This window comes from Actinopolymorpha sp. B17G11 (assembly GCF_040196095.1).
Lineage (GTDB): Bacteria > Actinomycetota > Actinomycetes > Propionibacteriales > Actinopolymorphaceae > Thermasporomyces.
The window spans coordinates 15,690-37,933 of sequence record NZ_JBEFTW010000009.1 but is presented as its reverse complement, the minus strand read 5'-3'; the positions used below and the strand labels follow the sequence as shown (position 1 = coordinate 37,933).

The following is a 22,244-nucleotide window of genomic DNA, read 5'->3' as shown; positions in this document are numbered from 1 at the left end:
AACACGTCAGGGGGAGATCATCTGTAGTCCGATGACACCCGGGAAGAACGCGAAGAGCACGGTGACGGGTAGGACGAGGAAGACGATCGGCACCATCATCCCGATCTCCTTGCGCCCGCCCGCCTCGATGAGCTGCCGCTTGCCGGCCTCGCGGACATCGGCCGCCTGGGCGCGCAGGACGTCGGCGAGCGGCGTGCCGCGTTCGACGGCGATCGCGATGCCGTCGACGAACCGGGCCAGGATCGACACGTTGGTCCGGTCGCCGACGCTCTCCAACGCCTGCACGAGGTTGGCGCCGGTGCGTGCCTGCGCCAGTGCGTACTTGAACTCGCGTGCCAGCTCTCCCCTGCTGACGTTGGCGACCCGCTCGAGCGCGGCCACCGGTCCCTCGCCCGCGGTCACCGACAGAGCGAGCATGTCCGCGACCGTCGGGAACTCCGCGAGCATCTTCGCCTCCCGCTTCTTGACCTGGTCGACGAGCCGCCGGTCGCGCAACAGCACTCCCGCGACGAACGCCGTGACACACAGGACCAGCAGCGGAATCGCGTTGGTACCCCGGCTGATCAGCACCATCACCGAAAGCGCGAGCGCACCGGCGAAACCGCCGGCGCCCCAGAGCAGCTGTTCGACCCGGAACTCCTCCACTCCGATGTCGAGCCCCGCCTGCTGGAGCCGACGACGGATGAGGCTGGTGCCGCCCAAGGTGCGTTCGAGCCCCCGCGCGCCGCTCGCGAGGTACGGACGGAGGATGTGTTCGAGCGTCGGGAACGGCGTGAACGTACGGTCGGACAGGTCGTAGGCGCCGGGACCGGCCGCGTCCCGCACGTAGGGTCCGAGCCGGCTCTCCAGCGACGGCCGGCGCAGCATCGGCAGCCGGAAGATCGCCAGCGCCAGACCGAAGCCGGCGATGAGTCCGAGTAGTGCGCCGTACCAGCTGAGGTTCATCGCAGCACCCGCTCTTCTTCCGGCAGCCGTCCGATCCGCAGCATCAACCGATAGGCGACCGCGCAGACAACCGCACCGATGAGGAGAACGAGGAAGCCGACCGGGGAGTTGTAGCGGGCGATCACGTCGCGCTGGAAGGACATGAAGGCAAGGACCATCCAGGGCGCCGCCACCGCCAACCGGGCGCCGTTGACCGTCCACGACTGGCGGGCTTCCAACTCCGACCGCGTGCGGGCGTCCTCCCGCAGGAACGACGAGAGGGTACGCAGCAACCGGCCCAGATCGCTCCCGCCGACCTCGCGGGCGATCCGCAGGGACTCGACGATCCGGTCACCCACCGGGTCGGCGAGGTTGCGCTTGAGCCGGTCGAGGCAGTCGTTGAAGCGTCCCGTGGCGCGGTAGTCCTCGGCGAACCGCTGGAACGGGCGCCGGAGCGGTTGCGGTCCGCGGACGCTGATCTGGGTGAGCGCCTCGGACAGCGACAGTCCCGCCCGGACGCTGGAGGCGAGGTTGTCCACGACGTCCGGCCAGAGCTCGCGCAGCTCCTGGCGTCGCGCCCGGGCGCGGTAGCGCACCAGCGCGAACGGCGCGTACGCCGCCATGAGGCCGAAGGCCAACGCCACCGGCACCGCACGGGACACGACGAACATCACCAGGAAGATGAAGAACCCGACGCCGATGCAGGCTCCGAGAAGCTGGCCGGGTGTCACCGACTCGATGCCCGCCTGGACGAGCAGCTCGTCGGCCCGGTCCCGCAGCGAACGGCCGGACGCCTTGCCGGCGGCCCTCGGGGTGGGCGCGACGAAGGTCCTGATGATCAGGACGAGGCCGAGGCCCAGCATGAGGCCGAGCAGGATTCCCATCAGGCGACCCCTTCGAAGCGGGGGGCGAGGAGCCTGGCGAGGTCGTAGCCGATGCGTTCGAAGCGGTCGGGGTGCGGGGGGTAGCCCTCGCCGCGCACGAGGCGGTCGCCTCGCAGTGCGAAGATCGACTCCAGCTCGATGATCTCACCCTCGACCCGGCCGGGGACGGCGCAGATCTCGCGGACGCGGCGCCGGCCGCTGTCGATCAGCTGCGTGTGCACCACGATGTCGACGGCACCCGCCACCGTGGGAACGACGAACCGCGAGCCGATGTTCTCGCCGGCGAGCAGCGGCAGCGTGCACATCTTGGTGATCGCCTCGCGCGCGGAGTTGGCGTGGATGGTGCACATGCCGGGCAGGCCGGAGTTGAGCGCGATCAGCAGGTCGAGGCACTCCTCGGCGCGGACCTCGCCGACGATGATCCGACTCGGCCGCATCCGCAGGGCCTCCTTGACCAGGTTGCGGAGGCGGATCTCGCCGGTGCCCTCGAGGTTGGACTGCCTGGTCTGCATCGGCACCCAGTCGGGCAAGGGGATCTTCAGCTCGAAGACCTCCTCGCAGCTGATGATCCGCTCCCGAGGAGGCACCGCGGCGCCGAGGCAGTTGAGCAGCGTCGTCTTGCCGGCCTGCGTACCGCCCGCGACCAGGATGTTGAGGCCGGCCACCACGCAGGCCTCGAGGAACTGCGCGCCCTGCGTGCTGATCGTGCCCAGCGCCACGAGGTCTTCCAGGTGGGTCGCCCGGACGACGAACTTCCGGATGTTGACCGCCCAGTGCGTCCGCGTGATGTCGGGGATCACCACGTGCAAGCGGCTGCCGTCGGGCAGCATCGCGTCGACGAACGGCGTCGAGAAGTCGATCCGGCGCCCGGTGGTCTTGAGCATCCGTTCGACGAGGTCGCGCACTTCGTCGTTGGTGAGCACCGTGGTGGTGAGCTCGCTCCGGCCGTTGCGGGCGATGAAGACGCGGGAGGGCTCGTTGATCCAGATCTCCTCGACGGTGGGGTCGTCGAGGAACTTCTGCAGCGGGCCGAAGCCGGCGACGGCGTTGAAGACCTCGCGGGCCACCTCCCGCGGATCACCCAATGGCGGCAGGGTGGCGACCAGGGTGCGCTCGTCGTACCTCAGCACGGCCTGCTCGATGAGCCGGCGGATCGCCGCCGGCTCCTTGAGCGGATCGAGGCCCTCCCGGCGGACGGCCTCGCGCACCTCGGCGTCGATGATGTCGACCGCTGTCATGAGGTCGATACACCTCGCGAAGCTCTCACGTCTGCCGCCCCCTGCACCGCTGTTCGAGCCCTGCACCCGTCCGTGGTTCACAAGTCGCCCGAGGATTCTGTCATGCGAACCCGGTGCTGGCGACTGACCGTCCACAGACCCCGGTCTCTTCCGACCGCGACCCGCCGAACTGATCTCAGGGCATGGTCGGTTCGGGTCCCCGATGATCACGCCGGGTGCTCATAACCGATCGCGCACTGTCCCGGCAGCGCCGACGGGCGTACCGCGCCGGGTTGTTCGCCTAGCTGGCCAGGCCCAGCTGCTCGCCTGGCTGGCCAGGCCTGTCGACGTGGAACAGGCGTCGATGCCCTGCCCGGGCACCACTCGCATACCCAGCGTGGTCATTTGCGCCTGGCGTCGGCTAGCCAGACGTGGGGAGGAGGCGGCGTACGACACGGAGCCCGACGGAGAGCCGGGCGAGATCGGCGACGTCGCCTTCGACGATCTCGGCGAGGGTGGCGCGGGTTCGGCTGACGAGCTTGGCGTCGCGCTGCTCCCAGGCGGCGACCCGCTCGCTCGCGTCGGCTCCGGTCGGGCTGACCGCGAGGACGTTGCGGGTGAGTTGGGCGTGGACGCTGTGCAGGTCGTCGCGGAGAGTCGCCCGGGCCGTGGTCTGCCAGCGGTCGTGGCGGGGGAGGGCGAGGATGCGTTCGAGGAGCCGGCCGAGCTCGAGGCGTTCACCGAGGGTGAAGTGGACCCGGGCGACGTCCACGACGTCGGCACCGGTGCGGGCCGCGGTCTCGGCGATGCCCAGACCGGCGTAGGCGGGTGGCAGCACCGCGACCGTGGTGGCGAGTTCCTTGGGTACGCCGGCGGCGAGCAGCAGGTTGCGGCGCGCCTCGAAGAGCGTGTGCTCGCGCCCGCTCAACACCTCGGGCAGAGCTGCGGTGAGCCGCGCCATGCCGTCGGCGAAGAACTCGACCGCCTCGGCGATGTCGATCGGCGACCGGCGATTCTGGACGAGCCACCGGCTGGCCCGTTCGGCGATGGTCCGCACCTCCAGGCGCATCTTGGTCTGTACGTCCGCGTCGATCTGGTTGTCGAGCGCGCGCACAGCCGCGAAGGTCCTGTCGACATCGAAGATCTCGCGCGCGACGAGGTGAGCGCGAGCCAGCTCGTCCGGCGGTGCACCGGTCTCGAGCGACAGCCGCGGGTAGTAGGTGATACCGGCGATGTTGACCATCTGGTTGACGACCTGCGTCGTGATGATCTCCCGACGCAGCGGATGGGTGTCCATCCCGGCGGCGAACCGCTCGCGGATCGCCGAGGGGAAGTACGCCGCGAGCGCGTCCCGGAGGTACGTGTCGTCGGGCAGCGTGGAACCCAGCAACTCGTCGGCCAGCACGATCTTGGTGTAGGCGAGCAGCACAGCCAACTCGGGCGTGGTGAGCCCGGCGGCCTGGGCCTCCCGGTCACGGAACTGCTTCGGGCTCGGCAGGAACTCCAGCTCCCGGTCGAGCACCTTCAACGCCTCCAGCCGGCGTACCCAGTCGGCGTGGACGTGCAGCAGGGCAGGTGCGCTCGCGGCGGCGTTCTGCAGGGCGACGTTCTGCTGGTAGTTGTCGTCGAGGACGAGCGCGGCCACCTCGTCGGTCATCGCCACGAGGGTCTGGTTGCGCTGCTTGCGGGTCAGGTCACCGTCGGCGACGAAACGGTCGAGCAGGATCTTGATGTTGACCTCATGGTCGGAGGTGTCGACGCCGGCGGAGTTGTCGATGAAGTCGGTGTTGATCCGCCCACCTTCGCGGCCACCGTCGGACTGGCCGCCGCGGGTGGCGTACTCGATCCGGCCCAGCTGGGTCAGGCCGAGGTTGCCGCCCTCACCGACGCAGGCGCAGCGTAGGTCGGCGCCGTCGACGCGGACGCCGTCGTTGGTCTTGTCTCCGACGCTGGCGTGGGTCTCGTCGGTGGCTTTGACGTACGTGCCGATCCCGCCGTTCCACAACAGGTCGACCGGTGCGGTGAGGATCGCGCGGATGAGCTCGTTGGGGGTCAGGGCCCTGATGCCCTCGGCGATACCGAGCGCTGTGCGCATCTGGTCGGTCAGCCGGACCGACTTCGCCGACCGGCGGAACACCCCACCGCCGGCGGAGATCAGGTCGCGGTGGTAGTCGCTCCAGCTCGACCGCGGCAGACCGAACAGCCGCTGGCGTTCGGCGTAGGACGTCGCGGGGTCCGGGTCAGGATCGACGAAGATGTGCCGGTGGTCGAACGCCGCGACCAGCTTCGTGTGCGGTGAGGCCAGCATGCCGTTGCCGAACACGTCGCCGGACATGTCGCCGATCCCGACACAGGTGAACTCCTGGGTCTGGCAGTCGCGGCCCATCTCCCGGAAGTGCCGCTTCACCGACTCCCATGCGCCCTTGGCGGTGATGCCCATCGCCTTGTGGTCGTAGCCGTCGGAGCCGCCGGAGGCGAACGCGTCCCCGAGCCAGAAACCGTAGGAGTGGGCCACCTCGTTGGCGATGTCGGAGAAGGTCGCGGTGCCCTTGTCGGCGGCGACGACGAGGTAGGCGTCGTCACCGTCGTGGCGTACGACGTCGACCGGGGGGATCACCTCGCCGCGCTGCAGGTTGTCGGTGACGTCGAGCAGCCCGCAGATGAACGTCCGGTAGCAGGCGATGCCCTCACCCAGCCACGCGTCGCGGTCGGCGGGGTCGGGCAGCTGCTTGCAGTAGAAGCCGCCCTTGGCGCCGACCGGAACGATCACGGTGTTCTTCACCATCTGGGCCTTCGCCAGGCCCAGGACCTCGGTACGGAAGTCCTCCCGGCGGTCCGACCAGCGCAACCCGCCGCGGGCGACCGGGCCGAACCGCAGGTGCACGCCCTCGACCCGCGGCGAGTAGACCCACACCTCGAACGTCGGCCGCGGCTGCGGAAGATCCGGGTTGGCCTGCGGGTCGAGCTTGAACGACAGATAGGGCTTGGGCCGCCCCTCGGCGTCGCGCTGGAAGTAGTTCGTCCGCAACGTGGAGCGGACGAGCGTGAGGAACGAACGGATGATGCGGTCCTGGTCCAGGCTCGCCACCTCGTCGAGGGCGTCCTCGATCCGGGTCACGACGTCGCGGGTACGGGACTCGCGCTGCGCCGTGTCGAGGCCTGACGCCGGGTCGAGCCGGGTCTCGAACAGCTCCACCAGCAGCCGGGCGAGGTCGTCGTTCACCGTCAGCGAGTCCTCGACGTAGTACTGGCTGAACGTCGAGCCCGCCTGCCGGAGGTACTTCACGTAGGCGCGCAGGATGCTGACCTGCCGCCAGGTGAGACCCGCGCGCAGGACGAGAGCGTTGAGCCCGTCGCTTTCGGCCCGGCCGGACCACACCGCGGCGAACGCGTCCTGGAAAAGCTCCCGCAGCTGACCCGCCGGCGCGCTGACCGCACCGGAATAGACCAGGCCGAAGTCGTAGATCCACGCTTTCGTGCCGTCGGAGTTCTCGATGGCGTACGGGCGTTCGTCCACCACCTCGACGCCCATCCACGACAACCTCGGCAGGACGTCGGACAGCGACAGCGGCAAGCCGGTGCGGTAGAGCTTGAACCGCCGCTCGTCAGGGGCCGCGTCGACGGGTTCGTAGAGCGACATCGCCAGCCCGCCTTCGGCTGGGAGCTCCTCGATCCGTCGCAGGTCGGCCACCGCCGTCCGGGCCGGGAAGTCGTCACGGTAGGCCGCGGGGAACGCGTGGGCGTACTTGCGGTAGAGCCGGGCCGCCTCCGCCTCGCCGACCCGGTCATACAGTGCCTCGGCGAACTCGTCGGTCCAGCTCCGGGTGGCGTTGGCCAGCCGCTGCTCCAACTCCCCCACATCGACGTCCGGGATGGTCTCCCCCGGCCCGACGCGTACGACGAAATGCAGCCGGGCGAGCACCGACTCCGACAACCGCAGCGCGAAGTCGATGCTCTCGCCGCGGTAGGCCTCGAGCAGGATGTCCTGGATCTTCAGCCGGATCTGGGTGGAGAACCGGTCCCGCGGGAGGTAGACGAGGCACGAGAGGTACCGGCCGTAGTCGTCGCGCCGGACGAACAGCCGCAGCTGCCGGCGTTCCTGCAGGTAGAGAACGCCCAGCAGGGTCGGCAACAGCTCGTCGACCGAGACCTGGAACAGCTCGTCCCGGGGATAGGTCTCGAAGATGTCGAGCAGCACCTTGCCCGAGTGCGCGTCCGGCGAGAACCCCGACCGCCTGACCACCTCGGCGGCCTTGCCACGGAGTACCGGGATCCGCGTCACGCTCTGGGTGTAGGCCGCCGACGTGAACAGCCCCAGGAACCTGCGCTCGCCCGTGACCTCGCCCGCCTCGTCGAAGGTCTTGACCCCGATGTAGTCGAGGTAGGCCGGTCGGTGCACAGTCGATCGGGAGTTGGCCTTGGTGAGGATGAGCAACTTCTTCTCCCGGGCCTTCGCCCGCACCTCCGGCGGCATCTGGGAGAACGCCGTCGCCGTGCGCGGATCCGACCGCAGGATGCCCAGGCCGGTCCCCGGCACCGCCCGCAGGATCGTGTCGTCATCCTCCTCGACCAGCGTGTACTCGCGGTAGCCGAGGAACGTGAAATGATCATCGGCGAGCCAGCTCAAGAGCTCCCTGGTGTCGGCGATCTCCTGCTCCGGCAGGTCCTTCGGCGGCGAGCTGGCCAGCTCGTCCACCACCTCCAGCGCCCGGGCCCGAAGCTTCGGCCAGTCCTCGACCGACTCCCGTACATCACTCAGGACCCGACGGAGGTCGGCCTCGATCTGGGCAAGATCGCCCGAGTCCGTCTCCCGGTCGATCTCGACGTGGATCCACGACTCCAGCAACCCCTCGGGGCGGGACTCCCGCCCGTCAGCCCCTGCCGTCGGCCGACCGTCGTGCGCACCGACGATCTCCAACAACCGCCCGGTCAGGTCGCGGCGGACCCTCAGCTGCGGGTGCACCACCAGGTGGATTCCGCGATCCTGGCGCGACAACTCCATCGTCACCGAGTCCACCAGGAAGGGCATGTCGTCGGTGACCACCTCGACCACCGTGTGCGTACAGGACCAGCCGTGCTCCTCGACGGTGGGCGTGAAGACGTTGACCGCCACCGAACCCTGCGGCCGGTTTCCCGCCAGCCGGTAATGGCTGCGGGCGGCACCGTAGACGTCGACCGGATCGCGGTGCACCAGATCCTCGGTCGCCACGTGCCGGTAATAGGCGGCCAGCAGCGCCTCGACCTGGGACATCGACAGCGCTCCCGCTGACCGGCTGTACTCGGCGACCTTCGCGGCGTCGGCGAGAATTGCGGCCTTCTCGTCGGTCCGGGTACTGCCGGCGACGGTGCCGTGCTGGCCTATGACCTCACTACGTTCGGTCATGGGACCTCCTTCGTCGGACCCATGACCACGGTGCTCTGCTGGCCTATGACCTCACTACGTTCGGTCATCTGCACGTCCCTGCCCAGATCTCTCGCCGCCGTCCAGGCGTCGAGGTCGTACGACGTTGTACGGACCTTTCCGACCTTAGTCCTTCACTCCGGCACTGGGATCCCCCGTTCGCCGTTCCGGTGGGAGGTGCGTCCCGGCATCCGGTGAATTGTGCGTGCCCGCACCGACGGGGTGGTGGAGTCCCCGCGTGCGGGCATCGGAGGTCGGTGGCCCAGCGGCGGGTGCGGTGCGCCCCCGGCGAGATCCGGGCAATCGCCGCGATCATCGTGTTGGATCTCCCCATGGACCTTCACCGGGAAACCAAGTACGCGGCCGACCCCACGACCGTGTACACGATGCTGACCAGCGAGAGCTTCATCCAGATGCGGGCACGGGCGGCGCATGCCGTCCGCTACGACGTGGCGATCGAATCTGCCGGTTCCGGACGGAGGACGCGGACCCATCAGACGCTGCCGGCAGACGTGCCCGACTTCGTCCGCAAGCTCGTCGGCCAGCACATCGAGCTCGACGAGACGATCACCTGGGGCGGGGCGAGCCCGGACGGTTCACGCAGCGGCACGCTGCACGTCGACATCCAGGGCGCACCGGTCACGTTGCGCGGCACCATCCAGCTGGTTCCCGAGTCCGGAGGTACGGCGACCCGTCAGGTCGTCGACGCCGAGCTGAAGGCCTCCGTACCCCTCATCGGCCGCAAGATCGGGGAGGCCGCCGCGCCCGCCGTTCTCGCCGGCCTCGACGGCATGGAGGAGCTCGGCCGCAGCTGGTTGGCCGAGAACACGTGATCCATCCTCCGCACGTCACGTGCTGGGACGTCGCGGACGGCAGGAATGTCGACCGCCAGGGTGTCGAGCGTCGGTTGGACGACTGGAGGGTCACCGAGGTCGGCCTCTACGTCGCCGTGACCGTGCCCGAGCATCCGCGGGTCCAGAGCCTGCAGTCGTGGCTGCTTCCGGACCGGGGGCTGCGCATCACGACCTTCGCGTGGCGCCCACAGCTGGAACGCGACTACGACTACTACATCGACGTCTGCGACGTGACCGTCGACGGCACACGGTGGAAGTCGGTCGACCACTACCTCGACATCATCGTGCGGACGGGGCTGGAGGCGCGGGTGGAAGACGCCGACGAGTTCGTCGCCGCCGTGCTGGCCGGCCACCTCGGCGCCGCCGACGCGCAGCGTGCCCTGGAGGTCAGCTACCGCACGCTCACCGGCCTCGCCACCCACGGGTTCCACCTCGACGCCTGGCTCGACTCGCTGGGCATCACTCTCCGCTGGTACGCCTCCGAACGCCAGTGAGGCCGGCATGTGTCGGCCGCGCGTATCTCGGCGTGTCGGACCGCGATTGTCGGCGGTTCCTGGGACGGTGATGGGTGAGGTAGTGGTGATCCGGACAAGGGGAGGTCCCGACCGTGACGGAAGCCACCTATGACTGCCCCAGTTGTCGCCGTCGCCAGGCGTTCGAGCAACCACCCTGCAATGACGGACACGGCGAGGGCTGCCCGGAGTGGACCTGCGTCGTCTGCGGAATCGCCCTGTGGGTGGACCTGTCCGCCGATGCGGTCGGAGTCCGACCTCACCTGACCCAGGTCGCCTGAACCACCCGTCGCCGCGCGTACGACGATCTTGCCCGGCTTTGTCCGCCTGAAGCTTGTCACCGACGAGGCCTACCCAAGAGGGCGGGCTTTCCTACGCCATGTGGGGGTAGCGGTAGTCGGTCGGCGGGACGAACGTCTCCTTGAGAGTCCGCGGGCTCACCCAGCGGATGAGGTTCCACACCGAACCGGCCTTGTCGTTCGTCCCGCTCGCCCGTGCACCGCCGAACGGCTGCTGCCCGACGACCGCGCCCGTCGGCTTGTCGTTGACATAGAAGTTGCCGGCGGCATAGCGCAGCTTCTCGGCAGCCGTCGTGACGGCCGCCCGGTCCTGCGCGATGACCGCGCCGGTGAGGCCGTACGCCGCGGCGGAGTCGATCTGGCGCAGGACCTCCGCATAGGCGTTGTCGTCGTACACGTAGATCCCGAGAATCGGGCCGAAGTACTCGGTCGTGAAGATCTCGTCGGTCGGGTCGTCGCTTCTCAGGATGGTCGGCCGGACGAAGTAGCCGGTGCTGTCGTCGCAGGTGCCGCCCGCCACGACGGTGACCGACGAACTCGCCCTGGCGCGTTCGAGGGCCGCGGCGTGCTTGGCGTAGGCACGGGCGTCGATGACACCGCCCATGAAGTTGGACAGGTCGGCGACGTCACCGACCTCGAGCTCTTCGGTCTCGGCGATGATCTCGTCGCCGTGGCGGTCCCAGATCGAGCGCGGAATGTACGCCCGGGACGCCGCCGAGCACTTCTGCCCCTGGTACTCGAACGCACCTCTCACAAGTGCCGTCCTCAGCACCGCCGGGTCGGCCGACGCATGGGCGACGATGAAGTCCTTGCCACCGGTCTCCCCCACGATCCGCGGGTAGTTGTGGAACCCGTCCAGGCCCTCGGCGACCCCGCGCCACAACCGCCGGAACGTCGTCGTGGACCCGGTGAAGTGGATGCCGGCGAGTTCCGGGTGGCGCAGGGCGACGCGGGAGACGGCGAGGCCGTCACCGGTGAGCAGGTTGATGACACCTGGCGGGAGTCCGGCCGCCTCCAGCATCCGCATCGTGTGGTGCGCCGCGAGGGTCTGCGTGGGAGACGGCTTCCACAACACGACGTTGCCCATCAGCGCCGGCGCGGTCGGCAGGTTGGTCGCGATGGCGGTGAAGTTGAACGGGGTGACCGCGTAGACGAAACCCTCCAGCGGCCGGTACTCCACCCGGTTCCACACGCCGGGTGAGGAGATCGGCTGTTCTGCGTAGATCTGCCGGGCGTAGGCGACGTTGAACCGCAGGAAGTCGATCAACTCGCAGGCGGCGTCGATCTCGGCCTGCTGGATCGTCTTGCTCTGGCCGAGCATCGTGGTGGCGTTGAGGGTGTCGCGCCACGGACCGGCCGCGAGGTCGGCGGCCTTGCAGAAGATCGCCGCCCGGTCGTCGAGGGACATCTCGCGCCAGTCGGCGGCCGCGTCGTGCGCCGCCTTGATCGCGTCCTCGGCGTCCTGCTCGGTCGCGTTGTGCATGACCCCCAGGACGTGCCGGTGGTCGTGCGGCATGACGACCGGTATGGCGTCGCCGCCGCCTGGTCGCTGGACACCGCCGATCGTGAGCGTGAGGTCGGCATGCTCGGCCGCGAGGTCCGCCAGCCTGCGCTCGAGGCTCGCCCGTTCAGGGTTGCCTGGTGCGTACGTCTTCACCGGTTCGTTCCGCGGTGGGGGTACCTGGGTGACGGCATCCATGAGGTCGCTCCCGCATTGGTGGTGGCTGCGGACCGTTGTGCAGGACGCATCCCGGTCGGGGAACGCCCCTACCGCCATCGTGCCACCGCGCCGGCCGCCGGTGAAACAGCTTCCGCGATCTCCGTCCCGGTGTGTCGAGAGGGCGCCCGGGCGGCCGGCCACCCGAGGGCGCAGCCGGTCAGGCCGACTTGCGGGCGGGGGCCTTCGCGGCCTTCTTCGTCGTACGCGAGGACGCCTTCTTGGCGGTCTTCTTCGCGGCCTGCTTGCCGGTCTTCGCCGGTTGCTTGCTCGCCGCCTGCTTGCCGCTGGCCCGCTTGTCGGCCGGCCGCCCCGCTGCCGCTCGCGTGCCGGCCGGCTTCTCAGCCGACTCGCCGCGCTGCTTGCGGGCCTCGTCGACGCTGGCCTGGAGTGCGGCCATCAGGTCCACGACATCGCCCGCGGCGGGTGCGGCCTCGGCCGGTGCCTCGACCTCGAGCCCGGCCGTCTTCGCCTCGATCAGCTGCTCGAGCGCCTCGCGGTAGTCGTCGTGGTAGCGCGCGGGATCGAAGCTGGTCTCCAAGGTCTGGATGTAGGACTCGGCCATGGCGATCTCCTGGGACCGCACCTCGACGTCCTCGTCCGGTGCGGCGAAGGAGGCATCACGCACCTCGTCGGGCCACAGCATCGTCTGCAGGATCAGGATGTCGTCCTTGGGCCGGAGCAGCGCCAGAGCCTCCCGGTTGCGCAAGGCGACCTTGACAACCGCCGTCTGGCCGGTGCGCCGGAGCGCGTCACGCAGCAGGACGTAAGGCTTGGCCGCCGGGCCCTCCGCCTGGAGGTAGTAGCTGCGGGAGACATAGATCGGGTCGATGTCCTCCGCAGGCACGAACTCCAGCACTTCGACGACCTTGCGGGTCGGCAGCGGAAGGTCGCTCAGCTCGTCGGCGTCGAGAACGACCATGTTGCCGTCGGGAAGTTCGTACCCCTTGGCGATGTCGGCGTACGGCACCTCCTGCCCGTCGACCTCACAGACCCGCCGGTAACGGATCCGCCCGCCGTCGGCGGCATGGACCTGCCGGAACGCGATGTCCTTCTCCTGGGTGGCGGCATAGACCTTCACCGGGATCGTCACCAACCCGAAGGAGACTGAGCCCTTCCAGATTGCCTGCGGCATGCGGACCTCCGCCACGGTTCGTGGGCGCGCCGACTCCGGAGAGGCGCACCTCGCACCTCCACCCTGAGCCGTTCCTACCCTGCGTGCAAGCCCACAACCGGTCATGCGTTCGAGGGAGTGCCCCCCATCAGCGCCCTAGCCTCGGTGGGATGGGGTGAGAGTACCCGTCGCACGAACCTTGGGGCTGATGAGGACGGGCGGCCTCCAGCCTCTCCCCAAACACGGCCGATCCGGGGCAATCTCGTCGATCGTCCGATCAGAGGTGCAAACGGCCTTTCCCTGCGGCCGGGCCGCGAAGTCCCCGACGGCTTCTACGGTCTCCCGAGTTGGGCGAGCGCGGCGTGGACGTGCCCACCGGAGTCGGCGAGCGCGGCCCGTGCGCGTCCGGGTTCCACGTCGCCGAGGACGGCCACCAGCGCGGTCTTGAGTTCGCCGCCGGCCTCGGTCAGCGCCGCGGCGCAGGTCGGTTCGTCCAGACCGGTCGCTTCGCCGAGGATGTCGAGCATCCGCCCGCGCAGCTTCGCGTTGGTGGCCACCAGGTCGACCATGAGATTGGAGTACGTACGACCGAGGCGGATCATCACCGCGGTCGAGAAGGCGTTGAGGACCAGCTTCTGCCCCGTACCTGCCTTCATCCGAGTCGACCCCGCCACCACCTCGGGCCCGGTGTCGACGGCGACGAACACGTCCACCTCCGCCGAGAGCGGAGCGTCGGGGTTGGCGGTGACGAGGACCGTCGCGGCGCCGCGTTCGCGCGCCGAGCGCAGGGCACCGGCGACATAGGGCGTACGACCACTCGCGGCGAGGCCGACGACGACGTCGCCGGCGGTCACGGAGTCGGCGATCTCCTGGTGGCCGGCTTCCTCGTCGTCCTCGGCACCCTCGATCGCACGTAACAACGCCGCCGGGCCGCCGGCGGCGTGGGTGACGAACCACTCGGGAGGTACGGCGAACGTCGGCGGCAGCTCGGCCGCGTCTAGCACCCCGAGCCGTCCGGACGTGCCGGCGCCTACGTAGTGGACCCGCCGGCCGCGCCGGAGGGCCTCGACTGCCAGGTCGACGGCGCTCGCCACCTGGGGAAGCGCGGCGCGGACCGCCTCCGCCACCTGCCGGTCCTCGTCGTTGATGAGGCGGAGTACGTCGAGTGTCGACACCCGGTCGATGTCGGTGGTGCGGGGGTTGCGGGCCTCTGTCGGCGAGGTGACGTGAACGACCGGCTTGAGGGCCGGCTGGCCGGACTCCGCGCCTGCCGCGTCGGGGCCTGGGCCGGTCTTCACCGGCGCCCCCGCGACGGTGGCACCCGTCGGCTGCTGATCGCGTCGAAGGTGGCCTCGAGCGCGCCCAGGGTCTCCCGGTAGTGCCGTCGGGCGATGCCCACGAACAGGCAGTCGACAACCGTGAGCTGGGCGATCCGGCTCGCGGTCGCACCCGATCTGAACGTCGTCTCGCGGGCGGCAGTGGTGAGCACATGGTCGGCGACGGCGGCGATGGGCGAGCGCGGGAAGTTGGTGAGCGCGACGGTGGTGGCGCCGTGGTCGCGGGCCTGGGTGAGGACTTCGATGGTGTCGCCCGTGGCGCCGGTGTGGGAGATGCCGACGGCGACGTCGCCCTTGCCGAGCAGGGCGGCGCTGGCGAGGGCGGCGTGGGTGTCCATCCACGCGAACGCCAGCCGCCCGATCCGGTGCAGCTTGGCTTGGAAGTCCTGGGCGACGAACGCGCTGGCGCCGACGCCGAAGATCTCCACCCGGCCCGCCTTCGCCAGCGCCTCGCTCACGGTGTCGAGGACGCCGACGTCGAGTTGGCTCGCGGTCTCCTCGACCGCTCTCGCGTCGGCGAACGCGACCTTCTCCACGATCTGCGCCATGGTGTCGTCGGGGCCTATGTCGCTGCCGACCGCACGGCCGCGATCGCCTTCGCGCGCGGACTCGCGGGCCGACTCCGCCGCGAGCCGCAGGCGCAGCTCCGGATAGCCGGGGAGCCCGAGGACCTTGCAGAAGCGGATGACGGTCGTCTCGGAGGTTCCGGCAGCCCGCGCGAGCTCCGTGATCGTGCGCGACGACGCTCGCGAGGGATCCTCGAGGACCAGGCCGGCGACCCGTTGCTCGGCTGGGGACAGGGAGGGCGCCAGCGCGCGGATCCGGATCACCACACCCTCGGCGACCGGATCGGCTTCAGGAACCTTCGAACTCTTGGCCATAGTGGAAAGTAACTTACCCTCGCCTGCGCATCATGTACCCCTCGCCGATGCCCGAATTCGGTGAGAACGTACGGTTTCGCCTCGTATCTGCCCACTCAGCGACGCGTTATACATCGTTGACCAGGGAGATCAGCGCGAAGCTTCGGACCAGCCGTCGGTGACGAACCTCTCAGGAGAACGCTCGCCGTCCAGCAGCAGGCCGTCGGCATCGCCCAGCCTGATCCCGTCGACGTAGACGCCACGGCCCTGGTGGAGCGCGTCGGTGACGTATCGCCAGCGGATCTGGACCTCCCCTGCCGGTCCCTCGATCTCGGCCGCGGCCTGTTGCCAGTGCCGTCCGGTGAACCCCGAGATCGTGCCGTCGTGCGGGCTGATCCGTCCCCGGCTCGAGACGACGAACGGCTGCGGCTCCCAACTCGCTCCACCGTCCCGCGACACCTCGAGCGTCAGCAGGTCGGTCTCCTCGGAGTCGACGAAGAGGTGGAACCCGAGCCGGGTCGAGTCCGCCCGCAGGGTCACGGGCAGGGTGAGCGTCGCCGTGGTGCCGTCCTGGCGGCCGGCGAACCACGCCGTGGCACCCTGACGCGGCGTCACCGCGAGCGCGTGCGCGACCCGACCGGTCACCGCCCGCCGGGCGGCGTTGACGTTGCTCCACTCCCGCCGCGGATGCACGCGGTTGCTCAGCAGGATCACGAACGACCGGGACAGCGGGTCGATCACCAGCGACGTGCCGGTGAACCCGGTGTGCCCGGCGGTCGACGGCGATGCCAGGGCGCCCATGTAGAAGCGCTGGTTCAGCTCGAATCCCAACCCGTGCGCGTGCCCGGGGAAGCCGGCGTTGTAGTCGGTGAGCATCTGTTCGGTCGTATGCCTGGACAGGATGGTGCGTCCGTCGTACGTCCCGCCGTTCAGCATCGCCTGCGCGAGCACCGACATGTCGTGCGCGGTGGAGAAGATGCCGGCGTGGCCCGCGACGCCGCCGAGCGACCAGGCGTTCTCGTCGTGGACACTCCCCCGCACCATGCCCCGCGCCGGGTCGGTCTGGAACTCCGTCGCGGCGATCCGGTCCAGCTTCGACGCCGGCGGGTTGTAGCCGGTGTCGACCATCCGCAACGGCTCGGTGATGCCCTCACGGACCAGGACGTCGAGCGGCTCGCCGCCGACCCGTTCGACGAGGACGCCGAGGGTGATGAGGTTGAGGTCGGAGTATTCGTACAGCGTCTCCGGCGGCGCCTTGGGGGCGACGGAGAGCACCGCCTGGATCCGCGACTCCCTGTCCGGATAGGGGCGCCAGAGCCGCATCCACGACGGCAGGCCCGAGGTGTGAGTGAGCAGCTGCCGGACGGTGACGGCCTCCTTGCCGTTCGCCGCGAACGCCGGGAGGTACGACGCCACCGTGGCGTCCAGGTCGATCCGGCCTCGTTCCACCTGCTGCATCACCACGATCGAGGTGAACAGCTTGGAGATGCTCGCGATGTCGAAGATCGTGTCGGGGGCCATCGTCACCTGCTGGTGCGGCGGAAGCTCGGAGCCTTCGGCGTCGGCGTACTTCACCGCATGGCCCATCGCCTCGTGCACGGCAACCTTCCCGTCGTGGGAGGCGAGCACGACCGCGCCCGGAAACAGCGGTCGGCCCGACGGCTGCGGCAACAGGTAACCCGCCAGCTCGGCGAGCATCGCGTCGATCTCGGCGGTGTTCAGGCCAGCCTCCTTCGGTGTGGTGGTCCGCAGCCGGGTCGACGGGGGCGCGAACCCGGAGTACGGCTCGTCGAAGCCTCGACCCGCCTGGTGTCCGTGCGCCAGAGCCGGCTGCGCCGACGACGCGAGGAACGCCGTCGCGAGAACGACGGGCACCATACGCGCCACGAGCCAGCCTCGACCCGCCCGACGCGCCCGACGCGCCCGCATGTCAGCCTCGCCGCCCGGGATAGAGCAGATAGGGCTCGCGCTGTGCCTCGAACGCGGCCACCTCGTCCGCCCAGGCGCCCACCACCTCGTCGGCGTCTGCTCCGGCGTCGATCATCGTCCGCAGCCGGGGTGAGCCGGACAGCTTGTCGATCCAGAACGGTCGCTCTGGATCCCACGAGTCCTGCCGCCAGGCGAACTCGTCGTACCGCGTCGCCTCGACCAGCATCGCGGCCGCGGTGCGGATCGGGTGGAACGCCCGCTGGTCGGTGACGTGGACCTGCACGCCCGCACATGTCTCGTCGACGTACTTCGAGAACGTCGGGACGAAGTACGCCTCGCGGAACTCCACGCCCGGCAGGTTCCGCGCGTTGAGCCGGTCGCCCCACTGGTAGTCGAGGTACGGAGCGCCGATCAGCTCGAACGGCCGGGTGGTCCCGCGGCCCTCGGAGATGTTGGTGCCCTCGAAGAAGCAGGTGCCGACGTAGGCGAGCGCCGTGTCGGCCGTCGGCATGTTCGGCGAGGGCGGCGGCCAGGGCAGGCCGTGCTCCTGGGCGCGGGAGTCGGGCTGCCAACCCTGGACCTTCACGACCTCGAGGTCGAGCTGGCTGCCCGCCGCCTCGGGCAGGAACTCGCCGTTGTAGAACCGCGCCAGCTCGCCGACCGTCATGCCGTGCTGCTGCACGATCTCCTTCAGCCCGACGCCGGACGTGTAGCCGGCGGTCATCAGCGCACCGTCGGCCCGTCCCCCGATCGGGTTGGGGCGGTCGAGGACGACGTAGGAAAGACCCAGCCGAGCGGCCACGACCATCGAGTTGTAGAGGGTCCAGATGTAGGTGTAGAACCGCGCACCCACGTCCTGGATGTCGAAGACCATCGTCTCGACGCCGGCCTTGGTGAACAGCTGGGCGAGCTTGTCCTGGTTGGCGCCGTACGCGTCGTAGACCGGTAGGCCGGTCCGCGGATCCATCGTGTCGCCTTCGGACCCGCCGGCCTGGGCACTGCCGCGGAAACCGTGTTCGGGCCCGAACACCCCCACGATGTCGAGGTCCTCGTACGTCGCGAGGTCGTCGACGATGTGGCGGGTGTCGGGAAGGACCCCGGTGGGGTTGCTGAAGATGCCGAGCTTGGTGCCGCGCAGCATGGACCAGTCGTCCGCGGCGGCGACCTCGGCACCGGTACGCAGGCGCTTGCCGCCGTTGGCGGGCCCTGACCCGGACGCCGCAGTCGCCGCCCAGGCAGGTGCGGCGTCACCGCTGAGAGTCAGGCCGGCGGCCGCCGCCGCCCCTGACGCGGCGACGCCACCGAGCAGGGTCCGGCGGGTGGGATGGGGGTGCGAGCTGGACGCCATGGGGCCGTCCCTCCTTCTCGTCTCTGTCTCGTCTGCGTCTCGGGGTCACCACGTCAGGCCGTGGCCGTACGGATAGAGCGGGGTCGCGGGATCGGCAACGCTGGGGATGGACACGGGCAGTTTCCCTCGCGGGCTGACCTCGCCGAACAGCACCCGGGCGCAGGCGCGCATGGCCACGGCGTTGCCGGCGTAGGTCACCAGGTAGGTCTGCGCCTCGGTGAAGTGGGCGATGTCGTACGGATCGTTGACGGCCACCACGACAACGGCCCGTCCGGTCGCGACGAGGGCGTGCACGAGCCGCTGCTGCCGGGCCTGCGGGTCGGTCTCCTTGGTGTCCCACGCCTTCTGGGTCAACACGATCGTGAGGTCGCACGCGGCCGCCCGCTCCACCGCGGTCGCGATCGCGGTGTCGGTCGGCCGGGTGCCGGTGGCGTAGGACTCCGCCGTCGCACCGCGGTCGGTCATCGCCTCGGCCAGGGTGGCGGTCGCCGCGACGCCGCTACCCGTGACGAGGACGGTACGCGCGCCGGGTGCCAGCGGAAGCAGGTCGGCGCCGTTCTTGACGAGCGTCGTCGTCCTCTCGGTGATCCGGTCGGCGCGCGCGAGGTGGTCGGGCGTACCGACGATCTCGTCCACCTCGTCGACGTCGACGTATGGCTCGTGCACGATGCCCTCGGCAAGCTTCAGCCGGAGGATGCGGGTCACGGCCTCGTCAAGGCGGCGCCGGCTGATCTCCTGCGCGCGGACCGCCTCGAGCAGCGCCTGGTGCGCGAGGTCGAACGCTGGCGGGCGCAGGAGCATGTCGACGCCGGCGTTGACGGCGAGGACGACCACCCGGTCGTCGCCGTACTTGTCGCGGACGCCCTGCATACCGAGCGAGTCCGTGCAGACCACTCCGTCGTAGCCGAGCTGCTCGCGCAGGATGCCGGTCATGATCGGGTACGACAGCGTGGCCGGGTCCTCGCTCGGGTCCAGCTCGGGAAAGACCAGGTGGCCCGTCATGATCGACCCGATGCCGGCCTCGATCGCCGCCTCGAACGGGGGCGCGTCGATCTGCTCCCACTGCTCCTTCGTGTGCCTGATCACCGGGATCTCGGTGTGACTGTCCAGCTCGGTGTCGCCGTGGCCGGGAAAGTGCTTGGCGGTGGCGATGATGCCGGCGTCGCGTTCGTACCCCTTCACCTGGGCGGCGGTGAGGGTGCGGGCGAGCGTGGGGTCGGCGCCGAACGACCGTACGCCGATCACCGGGTTGGCGGGGTCGACGTTGACGTCGGCGACGGGCGCGTAGTCCTGGTTGATGCCGAGCGCGGCGAGCTCCTTGCCGGTGATGGCGGCCGCTTCGCGTGCGGCGGCGGCATCCCTGCTCGCGCCCAGAGCCATGTTGCCGGGGAACTGCGTCGCCGGCGGGCCGACCCGCACGATCGTGCCCTGCTCCTGATCGGTGGAGATGAGCAACGGTACGCCCGCACCGCTCTCGACGGCGGCCCGCTGGAGGCCGTTGGAAAGTCCGGCGACCTGGCGCGGCTCGCTGATGTTGCCCGACCAGGTGAAGTAACAGATGCCCCCGAGGTGGTACTTCGCCACGATTTCGGCCGGTGTGGCGACGCCGTAGGTGCTCGTGTTGCGCGCGTCGGGTGTATCGGCCGTGGCGCCGTAGACGTGCGTCACGAGGAGCTGGCCGACCTTCTCCTCCAGCGACATCCGGCGAACCACCTGGGCGATCCACGCCTCCGCGGCCGGTCCCAATCGGCGTGGCGGGCCGACGCTCGTCGTCCCGGCGGCCGCGGCCGCCGGGCCCGTGACCCCGAAGCCGGCGACCGCTCCTGCAGCCGCGGCGGCGACGACGGTACGACGCCGCGGGGCACGCGACGGCGGCGTAGGGATGGTCACCATCTGGGGTCCTCCCACTCGGAGCGGAGTCGGTCGACGGCCGAGCGGCGCGATCGACCGTAAACTTCCTACACGTTCTACCCCCGTGCCCGGAACCTACCTACGGCGACGGGGTCGGTCAACGCCTCCCGCCGGAACCGGTGACATCCGGGCCACCGTGCCCTGTGCCCGCCGGGTCGAGCGCACGAACCACGACTCAGCCGATTGGCCGTCATCCAATTGCACTACATCGGCCTGACGCAGTTGACATAGCGAAATTTCAGCCGCTCGTACGGCGAACTCACCCTCCTCGGATCACTAGGTTGTTCGGAATCCAGATCGCTAGTACCTGGAGGAGCTATTCGAAAGAGTCGCGTTGTCGTCGTTGGCGACCATCCACAACTAGTCGACGCACTTGTGGATCTGATTTCTGAAGAAGCCGACATCGAACTGGTCGGGGTCGCCCGCAATGGCGCGGAGGCAATTGCGTTAGCTCGCACCGCCGAGCTGGATGTCGTTCTTTTCGACCTGGAAGCAACCACGGCGGGCGCCGAATTGGCGTCGGTCATCTATCACCTTAGCCATCACGAGCCCCGGATACGCCTCATCGCGTTGTCAAGCTACGACGACGACGCTGCCGTACGCCGGATTCTCGGTGCCGGTTTCCATCGCCACGTCAGCAAGATCTCTGGCGATGAGGATCTGGCAAAGATTGTGCTGGAGGAGCATGTTTAACTGGCTTAGTTCTCGATACCGAAACTCCACGAAGTCCGTTCGCGCCGCTGTCATCATGGCGCCTGTCGCCATCACCATCATCGCTTTGCTGGCCACCGGTGTCTTCGGCCCGAACTCGCAGAGCCAACCGGATGCCGCGGCCGCGGTCACGCCGACCGTTCCGTTGAAGGCTGACGGCGGGAAGATCGTTGACGCCAACGGCAACACCGTCGCCCTGACCGGCGTGAACTGGTTCGGTTTCGAAACCGAGACCTTCTCTCCCCACGGCCTGTGGTCACGCAACTATGAGGACATGCTCGACCAGATGAGGGACAGCGGATTCAACACGCTGCGCCTTCCGTACACCAACGAGATGTTCCTCGCGGACAGCAAGGCGACCGAGATCAACTACCGCAAGAACCCCGACCTCAAGGGGCTCCACGGCCTGGAGTTGATGGACCGCATCGTCGACGCCGCGACCGACCGTGGCCTGATGGTTCTGCTCGACCGGCACCGTCCGACGGCGCAGGCGCAGAGCGACCTGTGGTACACCGAGCAGGTCAGCGAGCAGAAGTGGATCGAGGACTGGACCATGCTGGCCCGCCACTTCGCCGACAACCCACTGGTCATCGGTGCCGACCTGCACAACGAGCCGAAGATCACCGCGACCTGGGGAAGCGGCGACGCCAAGACCGACTGGCAGCAGGCCGCCGAGCGGGCCGGAAACGCCGTGCTGGACGCCAACCCCAACTGGCTGATCGTGGTCGAGGGCATCGAGTCCTACAACAAGGACTACTACTGGTGGGGCGGCAACCTGCAGGGCGCCAAGGACCACCCGGTACGCCTGAAGGACCAGAGCAAGCTCGTCTACTCCGCGCATGACTACGGTCCGGGCGTGTGGAAGCAGAAGTGGTTCGACGCGCCGAACTTCCCCGACAACCTGCCGGCGATCTGGAAGAAGCAGTGGGCATACCTCCCGATGGAGGGCAAGGCGCCGGTTCTGGTCGGTGAGTTCGGTGGCCGGTCCGTGAGCCCGAAGACGACAGAAGGTGTCTGGCAGCGCAACCTGGTCGCCTTCATGAAGGAGAACGGGATCAGCTACACCTACTGGACCTGGAACCCGAACTCCGGTGACACAGGTGGTGTTCTGAAGGACAACTGGAAGTCCGTCCACAAGGACAAGCTGGACCTGTTGAAGACCTACCAGGCGCCGCAGGTCCAGGCGCCGGAAGATCCGGAGGACCTGGCCGACAAGAGCTAGGACC

The 22,244-nt window shown here is 69.2% G+C and carries 16 protein-coding genes; 5 read left to right on the top strand and 11 right to left on the bottom strand.

The genetic code is table 11. From position 1 onward, the window contains the following. Positions 1–6: 6 nt before the first annotated feature. The 4 genes from ABN028_RS11975 to ABN028_RS11960 form a co-directional block, all read right to left on the bottom strand. Positions 7–945 (bottom strand): type II secretion system F family protein, encoded by a 939-nt coding sequence (locus tag ABN028_RS11975; RefSeq protein ID WP_349327123.1) that lies wholly within the window; start codon positions 943–945, stop codon positions 7–9. Beyond that, positions 942–1,808, bottom strand: a complete 867-nt coding sequence (locus ABN028_RS11970) for a type II secretion system F family protein (RefSeq protein ID WP_349696650.1) — start codon at positions 1,806–1,808, stop codon at positions 942–944. The genes ABN028_RS11975 and ABN028_RS11970 overlap by 4 nt, the downstream gene beginning before the upstream one ends. Next, entirely contained in the window at positions 1,808–3,046 is a 1,239-nt protein-coding gene (locus ABN028_RS11965) for a TadA family conjugal transfer-associated ATPase (RefSeq protein ID WP_349327121.1), read from the bottom strand. The genes ABN028_RS11970 and ABN028_RS11965 overlap by 1 nt, the downstream gene beginning before the upstream one ends. A 400-nt stretch (positions 3,047–3,446) precedes the next feature. Further along, on the bottom strand, positions 3,447–8,408 hold the full coding sequence (locus tag ABN028_RS11960) for an NAD-glutamate dehydrogenase (protein ID WP_349327119.1): 4,962 nt from the start codon (positions 8,406–8,408) through the stop codon (positions 3,447–3,449). A gap of 275 nt (positions 8,409–8,683) precedes the next feature. On the opposite strand from ABN028_RS11960, the gene ABN028_RS11955 reads away from it, so the two are divergent. From ABN028_RS11955 to ABN028_RS11945, 3 genes are all read left to right on the top strand, one after another. Then, complete coding sequence (locus ABN028_RS11955) at positions 8,684–9,259, top strand: DUF2505 domain-containing protein (protein ID WP_349696649.1); 576 nt, start codon at positions 8,684–8,686, stop codon at positions 9,257–9,259. After that, entirely contained in the window at positions 9,256–9,774 is a 519-nt protein-coding gene (locus tag ABN028_RS11950) for a ribonuclease FAU-1 family protein (RefSeq protein ID WP_349327116.1), read from the top strand. Before ABN028_RS11955 ends, ABN028_RS11950 begins: the two co-directional genes overlap by 4 nt. Before the next feature lie 113 nt (positions 9,775–9,887). Then, complete coding sequence (locus tag ABN028_RS11945; protein WP_349327114.1) at positions 9,888–10,073, top strand: hypothetical protein; 186 nt, start codon at positions 9,888–9,890, stop codon at positions 10,071–10,073. A gap of 91 nt (positions 10,074–10,164) precedes the next feature. Here the strand turns inward: ABN028_RS11945 and pruA are convergent, their stop codons facing one another. The 7 genes from pruA to ABN028_RS11910 all read right to left on the bottom strand — a co-directional run bounded on the left by pruA (position 10,165) and on the right by ABN028_RS11910 (position 20,289). After that, on the bottom strand, positions 10,165–11,790 hold the full coding sequence (pruA, locus tag ABN028_RS11940; protein WP_349696648.1) for an L-glutamate gamma-semialdehyde dehydrogenase: 1,626 nt from the start codon (positions 11,788–11,790) through the stop codon (positions 10,165–10,167). A 178-nt stretch (positions 11,791–11,968) separates the two neighbouring features. Continuing rightward, a complete protein-coding gene (gene ku / locus ABN028_RS11935) occupies positions 11,969–12,943 on the bottom strand; it encodes a non-homologous end joining protein Ku (RefSeq protein ID WP_349696647.1) in 975 nt (324 codons plus the stop codon). 311 nt (positions 12,944–13,254) lie between these two features. Then, positions 13,255–14,220 (bottom strand): N-acetylmuramic acid 6-phosphate etherase, encoded by a 966-nt coding sequence (gene murQ / locus ABN028_RS11930; protein WP_349696646.1) that lies wholly within the window; start codon positions 14,218–14,220, stop codon positions 13,255–13,257. Beyond that, positions 14,217–15,140 carry a MurR/RpiR family transcriptional regulator gene (locus ABN028_RS11925; RefSeq protein ID WP_349327107.1) on the bottom strand — a complete coding sequence of 308 codons (924 nt, stop codon included), beginning with the start codon at positions 15,138–15,140 and terminating at the stop codon, positions 14,217–14,219. The genes murQ and ABN028_RS11925 overlap by 4 nt, the downstream gene beginning before the upstream one ends. Positions 15,141–15,269: 129 nt before the next feature. Further along, the gene (locus ABN028_RS11920) at positions 15,270–16,997 is read right to left on the bottom strand and encodes a serine hydrolase domain-containing protein (RefSeq protein ID WP_349696645.1); all 1,728 of its coding nucleotides are present in this window, start codon (positions 16,995–16,997) and stop codon (positions 15,270–15,272) included. A 52-nt stretch (positions 16,998–17,049) separates the two neighbouring features. After that, positions 17,050–18,396, bottom strand: a complete 1,347-nt coding sequence (locus ABN028_RS11915; RefSeq protein ID WP_349696644.1) for an exo-beta-N-acetylmuramidase NamZ family protein — start codon at positions 18,394–18,396, stop codon at positions 17,050–17,052. Positions 18,397–18,441: 45 nt separating this feature from the next. Next, positions 18,442–20,289, bottom strand: a complete 1,848-nt coding sequence (locus ABN028_RS11910; protein ID WP_349327104.1) for a glycoside hydrolase family 3 protein — start codon at positions 20,287–20,289, stop codon at positions 18,442–18,444. Positions 20,290–20,625: 336 nt separating this feature from the next. On the opposite strand from ABN028_RS11910, the gene ABN028_RS11905 reads away from it, so the two are divergent. Both ABN028_RS11905 and ABN028_RS11900 read left to right on the top strand, forming a co-directional pair. Then, entirely contained in the window at positions 20,626–21,000 is a 375-nt protein-coding gene (locus tag ABN028_RS11905; protein WP_349327331.1) for a response regulator, read from the top strand. Between the two features lie 55 nt (positions 21,001–21,055). After that, positions 21,056–22,240 (top strand): glycoside hydrolase family 5 protein, encoded by a 1,185-nt coding sequence (locus tag ABN028_RS11900; RefSeq protein WP_349327103.1) that lies wholly within the window; start codon positions 21,056–21,058, stop codon positions 22,238–22,240. Positions 22,241–22,244: the final 4 nt, after the last annotated feature.